The sequence below is a fragment of the Pseudomonas sp. Sample_14 genome (genome assembly GCF_004307515.1).
Lineage (GTDB): Bacteria > Pseudomonadota > Gammaproteobacteria > Pseudomonadales > Pseudomonadaceae > Aquipseudomonas > Aquipseudomonas atacamensis.
This window is the reverse complement of sequence record NZ_RCOC01000093.1, coordinates 1-9,494: the sequence shown is the minus strand read 5'-3', so window position 1 is coordinate 9,494 and position 9,494 is coordinate 1. Positions and strand designations below refer to the sequence as shown.

At 60.4% G+C, this 9,494-nt stretch carries 9 protein-coding genes; 7 read left to right on the top strand and 2 right to left on the bottom strand.

The features are described 5' to 3' along the window. The first annotated feature begins 231 nt into the window (after window positions 1-231). Both D8U61_RS22375 and D8U61_RS22370 read left to right on the top strand, forming a co-directional pair. A complete protein-coding gene (locus D8U61_RS22375; protein ID WP_016772098.1) occupies window positions 232-1,242 on the top strand; it encodes a class 1 fructose-bisphosphatase in 1,011 nt (336 codons plus the stop codon). A gap of 3 nt (window positions 1,243-1,245) precedes the next feature. Further along, window positions 1,246-1,848, top strand: coding sequence for a DUF924 family protein (locus tag D8U61_RS22370; protein ID WP_130927683.1), 603 nt, complete (start codon window positions 1,246-1,248; stop codon window positions 1,846-1,848). A 107-nt stretch (window positions 1,849-1,955) separates the two neighbouring features. Here D8U61_RS22370 and D8U61_RS22365 read toward each other — a convergent pair whose 3' ends face one another. Further along, window positions 1,956-3,848, bottom strand: a complete 1,893-nt coding sequence (locus D8U61_RS22365; protein WP_024011238.1) for a methyl-accepting chemotaxis protein — start codon at window positions 3,846-3,848, stop codon at window positions 1,956-1,958. 282 nt (window positions 3,849-4,130) lie between these two features. On the opposite strand from D8U61_RS22365, the gene D8U61_RS22360 reads away from it, so the two are divergent. Further along, window positions 4,131-4,385, top strand: coding sequence for a hypothetical protein (locus D8U61_RS22360; protein ID WP_016772095.1), 255 nt, complete (start codon window positions 4,131-4,133; stop codon window positions 4,383-4,385). 29 nt (window positions 4,386-4,414) lie between these two features. Continuing rightward, window positions 4,415-4,984, top strand: coding sequence for a lipocalin family protein (locus D8U61_RS22355; RefSeq protein WP_016772094.1), 570 nt, complete (start codon window positions 4,415-4,417; stop codon window positions 4,982-4,984). A gap of 121 nt (window positions 4,985-5,105) precedes the next feature. Here D8U61_RS22355 and D8U61_RS22350 read toward each other — a convergent pair whose 3' ends face one another. Then, window positions 5,106-6,470, bottom strand: a complete 1,365-nt coding sequence (locus tag D8U61_RS22350; RefSeq protein WP_130927682.1) for a formimidoylglutamate deiminase — start codon at window positions 6,468-6,470, stop codon at window positions 5,106-5,108. A gap of 146 nt (window positions 6,471-6,616) precedes the next feature. Here D8U61_RS22350 and hutC point away from each other — a divergent pair, with 146 nt between their 5' ends. From hutC to hutU, 3 genes are all read left to right on the top strand, one after another. Continuing rightward, on the top strand, window positions 6,617-7,327 hold the full coding sequence (hutC, locus tag D8U61_RS22345) for a histidine utilization repressor (protein ID WP_162999786.1): 711 nt from the start codon (window positions 6,617-6,619) through the stop codon (window positions 7,325-7,327). Further along, window positions 7,324-7,896 (top strand): HutD family protein, encoded by a 573-nt coding sequence (locus D8U61_RS22340; RefSeq protein ID WP_130927681.1) that lies wholly within the window; start codon window positions 7,324-7,326, stop codon window positions 7,894-7,896. Before hutC ends, D8U61_RS22340 begins: the two co-directional genes overlap by 4 nt. Before the next feature lie 475 nt (window positions 7,897-8,371). After that, window positions 8,372-9,494, top strand: a 1,123-nt coding sequence (gene hutU / locus D8U61_RS22335; protein WP_130927680.1) for a urocanate hydratase, incomplete at its 3' end; no start/stop codon positions are given.

Here is a 9,494-nt window from a genome sequence, read left to right as displayed (position 1 = left end):
GCGATGGCGGCCGGTCAAACAACAAAATCATCAAACTGCCGCTATCACTCAATCACCACCCGCCCCATTTCCAACTACGCTCAATCCGACACCTGAACTCTCCACCAACAATCACGTCTCATACAGGCAAATACACCCAGGCGCACGTTAGCCGGCGTCTTCGCTCGCTAGGTTTTCAGACTCCCTGTAAACTGCGCGGGTTTTCCGCCCCCCATTCCACCGGAGCCGTCCATGTCCCGCGTTACCTTGAGTCGCTATTTGATTGAGCAGACCCGCAGCAACAACACTCCTGCCGATCTGCGCTTTTTGATCGAAGTGGTAGCGCGTGCCTGCAAGGAGATCAGCCACGCCGTGTCCAAAGGCGCCCTGGGTGGTGTTCTGGGCAGCATGGGCACCGAGAACGTGCAAGGCGAAGTGCAGAAGAAGCTCGACGTGATCTCTAACGAGATCCTCCTCGAAGCCAACGAATGGGGCGGTCACCTGGCCGGCATGGCGTCCGAAGAAATGGACAACGCCTACCAGATCCCGGGCAAATACCCGAAAGGCGCATACCTGCTGGTCTTCGACCCACTGGACGGCTCGTCGAACATCGACATCAATGCCCCGGTCGGCACGATCTTCTCGGTACTGCGTTGCCCGAACGAGTACCTGAGCCAGAACGAGCCGCTGAACGAAAAAGCCTTCCTGCAGCCAGGCACTCAGCAAGTGGCCGCCGGTTACGCCATCTACGGCCCGCAGACCATGCTGGTGCTGACCCTGGGCGACGGCGTCAAAGGCTTCACCCTCGATCGCGAAATGGGCAGCTTCGTCCTGACTCACGAAGACATCACCATCCCGGAAACCACCCAGGAATTCGCCATCAACATGTCCAACCAGCGTCACTGGGAAGCCCCGGTGCAGCGCTATGTCGGCGAGCTGCTGGCTGGTGAAGAAGGCCCGTTGAAGAAGAACTACAACATGCGTTGGGTCGCGGCGATGGTTGCCGACGTCCACCGCATCCTGACCCGTGGCGGTCTGTTCATGTACCCGCGCGACAGCCGCGAGCCGTCGAAACCGGGCAAGCTGCGCCTGATGTACGAAGCCAACCCGATGTCGTTCCTCGTCGAACAAGCCGGCGGCGCGTCCACTGACGGTCACCAGCGTATTCTCGACATCCAGCCGGAAGGCCTGCACCAGCGCGTTGCAGTGTTCCTCGGTTCGAAAGAAGAAGTCGCCCGCGCCACGGCTTACCACAAGGAATAAACCATGCACGCGCCCTGGCAGCCGTTGCTCGACTGGTGGTTCGGACACGCCGAATCAGCCAGCGAAGTGGCGGCCGAAAAGGGCAAGTTGTGGTTCGGCAAGCGAAACAGCCAAGACCTCGAAGCGCAGACGCGTTTCGGGGTCTTTGTCGATCAGGCCCTGGCCGGCGAATTGACCGAGTGGACGCAATGTCCCGAAGGCTGGCTGGCGGTGGTGCTGTTGCTCGATCAACTGCCACGCATGATCTATCGCGACACCCCCAAAGCGTTTTCCGGTGATCTGCGCGCGCAGAAACTCGTCGCGCAAGGCGTTGCGGCGGATTTTGATCGGCAGTTGAAGCCGATTCAGCGCGTATTCATTTACCTGGTGTTCGAACACTGCGAGAACCTCGCGGTGCAGAACGAGGCGGTTTCCAGATTTATCGAATTGGTGTCTGAACAGCCGGAATCGGAGCGGGCGGTGTTTGCCGATAACTTGGACTATGCCGAGCGGCATCGGAAGGTGATTGCCCGTTTTGGAAGATTTCCGCACCGCAATGCGGTGTTGGGGCGGGAGTCTACGGCTGAGGAATTGGAGTTTCTGTCCAGGCCCGGTTCAAGATTCTGAATCTTCAGTGCGGCTTATGCCGCTTTCGCGAGCAGGCTCGCTCCCACAATTGAAATGCATTCCACTGTGGGAGCGAGCCTGCTCGCGAAGAGGCCTGAGGCCGCAGCTTAAATCCTGAAGCTGCCGACCAGATGCTTCAACCGCGCGGCTTGCTGCTCAAGATCCGAACAGGCGCGCAACGTCGCCTGCAAGTTCTCTACCCCTTCCTGATTCAGCGTGTTGATCTCGTTGATATCAACGTTGATCGACTCGACCACGGCCGTTTGTTCCTCGGTCGCAGTGGCCACCGACTGGTTCATCCCATCGATCTCGCCGATGCGCTGGGTCACGCTGCCCAGGCGCTCGCCGGCCTGGTTGGCGATGCCGACGCTGCTTTCGCTCTCGCGCTGGCTCTCGGTCATGATGGTTACTGCCTGACGTGCGCCGACCTGCAGCTCTTCGATCATCTTCTGCACTTGCTGCGCCGAATCCTGGGTGCGGTGCGCGAGGTTGCGCACCTCGTCGGCGACCACGGCGAAGCCACGACCGGCCTCACCGGCGCGCGCAGCTTCGATAGCCGCGTTGAGTGCCAGCAGGTTGGTCTGCTGCGAGATGCTGGTGATCACTTCGAGAATCTGGCCGATGTTCACCGTGTTGCTGTTCAGGGTTTCGATGTTGCCGCAGGAGTCGCTGATCTTTGCCGACAATTGCTGCATGGCCTGAATGGTTTTATTCACCACCTGCTGGCCGTCGACCGCGAGGCTGCGCGCATCGCTGGAATGCTGCGAGGCGAGGGCGGCGTTCTGGGCGATTTCCTGAGCGGCGGCGCCTAGCTGATTGATCGCGGCGGCGACGCTGTTGGTGCGGCTGGCCTGCTGGTCTGAGTTGTACATCGACGAGTTCGAGGCAGCGACCACACGCAGGGCGACTTCGTTGACCTGGCCGGTGGCCGAGGACACTTCGCGGATCGACGTATGAATGCGTTCGACGAAGCGGTTGAACGAAGTGCCCAGCGCGCCGAATTCATCGTTGCCGTGAATCACCAGACGCTTGGTCAGATCGCCTTCGCCTTCAGCGATGTCATGCATCGCGCGGCCCATGGTCAGCAGTGGCTGCATCAGCACGCGAATCAGCATGCCAAGCAGGCCGATGATGATCAGCACGGCGATGACCATGGCGATCAGCGCCGAGGTGCGGAATTCGCTGAGCATCGAGAACGCGGTGTCTTTGTCGAGCACCAGTGCCACGTACCAGTCAGCCGATGGCACGCCGTTGACGCGAGTGAAGGAAATCAACTGGGTCTTGCCGTCGAACTCGACTTCTTTCAAGCCCGGACTGACTTGAGGCGCGCCGTTCGGATAGGCCTCGGCGAGGGTCTTGAGCACCAGCTTGCTGTCCGGGTGAATCAGGATCTTGCCTTCGGCGCTGACGATGAATGCATGACCGTGGCCGCCGAAGTTCAGCGAGTTGATGATCGCGCTGACGCTGGTCAGGTCAATGTCGGCCCCGGCCACGCCGAGCATCTGGCCCTGACGCTGCACCGGCGTGGCGACGGTGATCACCAGCTTGCCCGACGAAGCGGCAATGTACGGTTCGGTGACGATGGTCTGCTGCGCGCTGTTGGCCGCTTTGTACCAGCCGCGCGCCCGTGGATCGTAGTCCGGCGCACGGTTGCCGGCCGGCACCGAGAACATCACACCGTCAGCGCCACCGAAATAGCTGAGCTGGAAATTGCCGGTGTAGGCGGGCAGGTCAATGATGCGCTTGAGGCTGGCGGGCGCATTGCCATCGACGGCGACTTGCTGCGACAGCGATTGCAGCAATTGAATGCGGCTTTCCAGCCACGTCTGGATGTTGCTGGTGGTCAGGCTGCCCAGTTCCTGCATGGTCGCTTCGGTGCTGCTGCTCAAGGCCTGACGCTGGCGATAGTCGTTGAAGAAGATGAAACAGGCGAACGCAACGGCCACCACAAGGGCAGCAGCCAGCAGAATCTTGTGGCTGAATTTCATGTTTCTGGTCATCGAATGAACTACCGCGAAGGGGCTGGTCAGGAAAGGGCGGCAATTTGCCATATTCGGCAGCGTTGCGCTGCTCTTATTTTCGACCGCGCCGCGCCAAAGATTAGGCGTTTGCAGGGAAAGTCGACGAAATGCTCGACGGCTTCACAAAGTTTTTGATTTACCGACAAAAGCCGGACGGGCGGCCTGATAAATAGGCGTTCGGTCACGGAACCAGATGACACTTTTCTCTTCTAAGCTTCTGGTTGGCACCATGCCATCCCCCCTCGTTCCAGGAGTTTCACCATGTCGCTGCGATCTATCGCCCTGCTGTCGTTTTGCGTGCTGTTGGCCGCATGCAGCAAGGTCAATCAGGAAAACTACTCCAAGCTCTCGGCCGGCATGGCCAAGTCCGAAGTGGAAACCCTTCTCGGCAAGCCCACTGATTGCTCGGGCGCGCTCGGTATGTCCAGCTGTACCTGGGGCGACAAGAACAGCTTTATCAGCGTGCAATACGCCGGTGACAAAGTGCTGATGTTTTCCGGCCAAGGCCTGAAGTAAACCGGGGCTTCGCGCCCACGGAGAAAAAAATGAAGCGGTTATTGCTGATCCTTTTTGCTGGCCTGGTACTGGCTGGCTGCGCCACTTCCGGCGTCGACCCGTTGGCGCCCAAGACCGTCAACAGCGTCAATCTCAAGCGTTATCAGGGCACCTGGTATGAACTGGCACGCTTGCCGATGTACTTTCAGCGCCACTGCGCGCAATCCGAAGCCCATTACACCCTCAAGCCTGACGGTAATGTCGGCGTGCTCAATCGTTGCCTGACCCCGGAGTGGCAGTGGGAAGAAGCCAAGGGCACGGCTTATCCACAAGTGCCGGGCAAGACCGACAAGCTCTGGGTCGAATTCGATAACTGGTTCTCGCGCCTGGTGCCGGGTGTGGCAAAGGGCGAGTACTGGGTGTTGTACGTCAGCGACGATTACAAGACCGCCATCGTCGGCGATCCGAGTCGCAAGTACCTGTGGCTGCTGTCACGCACACCGACCGTCAACGGTGTAGTGCGCGAAGAATTGCTGAGCAAGGCGCGTCAGCAGGGTTACGACACCACACGCCTGATCTGGCGCGCGTCGGATCGGCAGATGGCCAAGACATCCAATTAAGCCTCGATACAAATCAACTGTGGGAGCGAGCCTGCTCGCGAAGAGGGTGTATCAGTCGACATGAATATGGACTGATACACCGCTTTCGCGAGCAGGCTCGCTCCCACAGTTTGGTTTTGGGTCAGCCCAAGAGATCGCGCAGGACCTGGGTGAAGGCTCGGGCGCTTTGCTCTTCGTCGGCATGCCGGCCATCGCGCACCACCCACTGACCATTGACCAGCACATCGCGCACCTGGCGATCGCCGCCGGCGAACAGCCAGCGATTGAGAATCCCGTCCCCCGAAGCCGTCGCCAGATACGGATCGTTGCCATCCAGGACAATCCAGTCCGCGCGCTTGCCCACTTCCAACGCGCCAATCGGCTGCCCCAGTGCCTGTGCACCGCCGTCCAGCGCCGCGTCATACAGGGTGCGACCGACCATCGGCTGCTGCGCGCCATACAAGCGATTGCGCCGCTGATCGCGCAGGCGCTGGCCATATTCAAGCCAGCGCAACTCTTCCACCACGCTCAGCGACACATGGCTGTCGGAGCCAATGCCCATGCGCCCGCCCTGGGCAAGAAAGTCCACCGCCGGGAAAATCCCGTCGCCCAGATTCGCTTCAGTGGTCAGGCACAGCCCGGCGATTGCGCGACTGTTGGCCATCAGCGTGACTTCTTGCGGGTTGGCGTGGGTGGCGTGGACCAGACACCAGCGCTGATCGACTTCAGCGTTCTCGTAGAGCCATTGCAACGGACGGCGACCGCTCCAGCTCAGGCAATCGTCGACTTCTTTCTGCTGCTCGGCGATGTGGATGTGCACCGGGCATTGTTTGTCGCTGGCCGCCAACACTTCGCTGATCTGCTGCGGCGTCACCGCACGCAACGAGTGGAAACACAGGCCCAGCGATTGCGCCTTTTGCTGCGCCAGTAACGGCTGCAACCGCGCTTGCAGATTCAGATAGTTTTCAGTGCTGTTGATAAAGCGACGCTGACCATCGTTGGGCGTCTGGCCGCCGAAACCGGAATGACTGTAGAGGACCGGTAGCAGGGTCAGACCGATGCCGCTTTCGCTGGCGGCCTGGCTGATGCGCAACGCCAGTTCCGCCGGATCGGCGTACGGCTGGCCGTTGCTGTCGTGGTGCACGTAGTGAAATTCGGCAACCGAGGTGTAACCGGCCTTGAGCATTTCGATGTACAGCTGACGGGCGATGATGCCGAGCTGATCGGGGCTGATTTTTCCGACGAGGCGGTACATCAGATCGCGCCAGGTCCAGAAACTGTCGTTGGGGTTGCCGGCCACTTCGGCCAATCCAGCCATGGCGCGCTGGAAGGCGTGAGAGTGCAGGTTGGGCATTCCCGGCAGCAACGGCCCGCGCAGGCGTTCGGCGCCGTCTGCGCTGGAATCGGCCTGGATTCGGGTCAACAAGCCATCGGCGCTGACCTCGAGACGTACATTGTTGGCCCATCCCTCAGGCAGCAGTGCGCGTTCGGCAAAGAAGGCGGACATCGTTCGGCACCCCATCGTGTGTTATTTGTATATACATATACAGACGTTTGCCTGCCCGGTAAACTCCGGCAAGCTAGTCACTTTCATCCAATGAACAGGGATCAACCGTGCCGACTCCGCCTCCAGTTTCTCCGTTGGCCGCGAACATGGGCGACAGTCCGGCGCCTTTGTACGCCCGCGTCAAACAGATGATCACCCAGCAGATCGACAGCGGTAACTGGCCGCCGCACTACCGCGTGCCGTCGGAAAGCGAACTGGTCAGCCAGCTCGGCTTCAGCCGCATGACCATCAACCGCGCCCTGCGCGAGATGACCGCCGACGGCCTGCTGGTGCGCATGCAAGGCGTGGGTACGTTTGTCGCCGAACCGAAGAGCCAGTCTGCGCTGTTCGAGGTGCACAACATCGCCGATGAAATCGCCTCGCGCGGCCATCGCCACACCTGCCAGGTCATCACCCTCGAAGAAGAGGCCGCCGGCTCCGAGCGCGCGCTGGCACTGGACATGCGCGAAGGCCAGAAAGTCTTCCACTCGCTGATCGTGCATTACGAAAACGGCATTCCGGTGCAGATCGAAGACCGTTTCGTCAACGCCCTGGTCGCGCCGGAATACCTCAAGCAGGATTTCACCCTGCAAACGCCCTATGCCTATCTCAATCAGGTCGCGCCGCTGACCGAGGGCGAGCACGTCGTTGAAGCGATTCTTGCCGAGCCGTCGGAGTGCAAGCTGCTGCAGATCGAAAAGGGCGAGCCGTGCCTGCTGATTCGTCGACGTACGTGGTCGGGGCGTCAACCGGTGACGGCGGCGCGTTTGATCCACCCCGGTTCCCGCCATCGTCTGGAAGGGCGCTTTCATAAATGAATTATCAAGTGAAGGTTCTACGCGCCGAAGGCTACCCGCGCATGCCGTGGAAAAACGGCGGCGGCAGCACCGAGGAAATCGCCCGCGATGCTGGCGCTGGCCTGGACGGTTTCGGCTGGCGCCTGTCGATTGCCGACATCACCGAATCGGGCGGTTTCTCGACATTCGCCGGTTACCAGCGAGTCATCACCGTGTTGCAGGGCGACGGCATGACCTTGTGCGTCGACGGTGACGATACCCGTCCACTGTTACCCTTGGACCCGTTTGCTTTCAGCGGCGAAAGCCAAGTGTCCTGCACCTTGCTCGGCGGTGCGATTCGCGACTTCAATCTGATCTACGCGCCGCAACGTTACAGCGCGCGATTGCAGTGGCTGGACGGTGAGCAGCGGTTTTTCAGCTCGGCATCGACGCTGCTGGTGTTCAGTGTCAGTGAGCTGATGGACGTGCGTGTTGGCGACGGCGTTTCGCAGCTCGGTCGGCATGATTGCCTGCAACTGGACGGCAACAGTGGGCTGGTCGAAGTCTCCACCAACGCGGCATGCTGCGTGATCGAACTCCCCCAGAACTGAACACACCCTGTGGCGAGGGGATTTATCCCCGCTGGGTCGCGAAGCGGCCCCATTCCTGATTTAAAAAAGCGGTCTGCTGCGCAGCCCAGCGGGGATAAATCCCCTCGCCACAAAAGCCAACCCCACTCTTGTTTCCCTCCACGCACCAACTTGTTACCGAACGCCCCAGCGTGGCGCAAAACCACGCTCACTTGGCCTAGCCGCATCTCCTCAGAATCTCCTCCCGGAAAATTTCATCCACGCCAGAACCCTCGATTCAGGCGCTCTCCAGCCATGCCCGTGATTTTTCCAGAACACTCCTCCAACAAGTTGGCCGCTTGATTGCATATGCTTGTATGTACAAGTAAAGACGTATGCGTATGAGTCGGTCGAGACTCTCCGCAGCGTCCACTGATTCGCTTGTCGCGCAGCACAGCGCGCAGGCTGCTGCCCACTGCCAGGGTGGGTTTGAATTGATCGCTGAGGAGTCTTTTTCGTGACTGACAATACCCAGAACAGCAACAAGTTTCGTGACGTGCAGATCCGCGCCGCCCGCGGTAACACGCTGACCGCCAAGAGCTGGCTGACCGAAGCGCCGCTGCGCATGCTGATGAACAACCTCGACCCGGAAGTCGCCGAGAACCCGAAAGAATTGGTGGTCTACGGTGGCATTGGTCGCGCCGCGCGCAACTGGGAGTGCTACGACAAGATCGTCGAAAGCCTGACCAACCTGAACGACGACGAAACCCTGCTGGTGCAATCGGGCAAGCCGGTCGGCGTATTCAAGACTCATAGCAACGCGCCGCGCGTGCTGATCGCCAACTCCAACCTGGTGCCGCACTGGGCGAGCTGGGAACACTTCAACGAACTCGACGCCAAAGGCCTGGCCATGTACGGCCAGATGACCGCCGGCAGCTGGATCTACATCGGCAGCCAGGGCATCGTTCAGGGCACCTACGAAACCTTCGTTGAAGCCGGGCGCCAGCATTACAACGCTGACCTGAAGGGTCGCTGGGTGTTGACCGCAGGCCTCGGTGGCATGGGCGGCGCGCAACCGCTGGCCGCCACCCTGGCCGGCGCCTGCTCGCTGAACATCGAATGCCAGCAGGTCAGCATCGATTTCCGCCTGAAAAGCCGTTACGTCGATGAGCAAGCCAAAGACCTCGACGACGCTCTGGCGCGCATCGACAAATACACCAAAGAAGGCAAAGCGATTTCCATCGCCCTGCTCGGCAACGCGGCGGAAATCCTGCCGGAACTGGTCAAGCGCGGCGTGCGCCCGGACATGGTCACCGACCAGACCAGCGCCCACGATCCGCTCAACGGCTACCTGCCGGCTGGCTGGAGCTGGGACGAATACCGCGCCCGCGCCAAGACCGAACCAGCCGCTGTGATCAAAGCCGCCAAGCAGTCGATGGCGGTGCACGTCAAAGCCATGCTGGAGTTCCAGAAGCAAGGCATTCCGACCTTCGACTACGGCAACAACATCCGTCAGATGGCTCAGGAAGAAGGCGTCGAAAACGCTTTCGATTTCCCGGGCTTCGTGCCGGCCTACATCCGTCCGCTGTTCTGCCGTGGCATCGGCCCGTTCCGTTGGGCGGCGCTGTCGGGTGATCCAC

Bases quoted from the DNA above. Each gene is read 5' to 3' on its own strand.
- D8U61_RS22370 (WP_130927683.1), top strand. From the start codon at position 1,246: ATGCACGCGCCCTGGCAGCCGTTGCTCGACTGGTGGTTCGGACACGCC.
- D8U61_RS22365 (WP_024011238.1), bottom strand. From the start codon at position 3,848: ATGACCAGAAACATGAAATTCAGCCACAAGATTCTGCTGGCTGCTGCC.
- D8U61_RS22360 (WP_016772095.1), top strand. From the start codon at position 4,131: ATGTCGCTGCGATCTATCGCCCTGCTGTCGTTTTGCGTGCTGTTGGCC.
- D8U61_RS22375 (WP_016772098.1), top strand. From the start codon at position 232: ATGTCCCGCGTTACCTTGAGTCGCTATTTGATTGAGCAGACCCGCAGC.
- D8U61_RS22340 (WP_130927681.1), top strand. From the start codon at position 7,324: ATGAATTATCAAGTGAAGGTTCTACGCGCCGAAGGCTACCCGCGCATG.
- hutC (WP_162999786.1), top strand. From the start codon at position 6,617: ATGGGCGACAGTCCGGCGCCTTTGTACGCCCGCGTCAAACAGATGATC.
- D8U61_RS22355 (WP_016772094.1), top strand. From the start codon at position 4,415: ATGAAGCGGTTATTGCTGATCCTTTTTGCTGGCCTGGTACTGGCTGGC.
- D8U61_RS22350 (WP_130927682.1), bottom strand. From the start codon at position 6,470: ATGTCCGCCTTCTTTGCCGAACGCGCACTGCTGCCTGAGGGATGGGCC.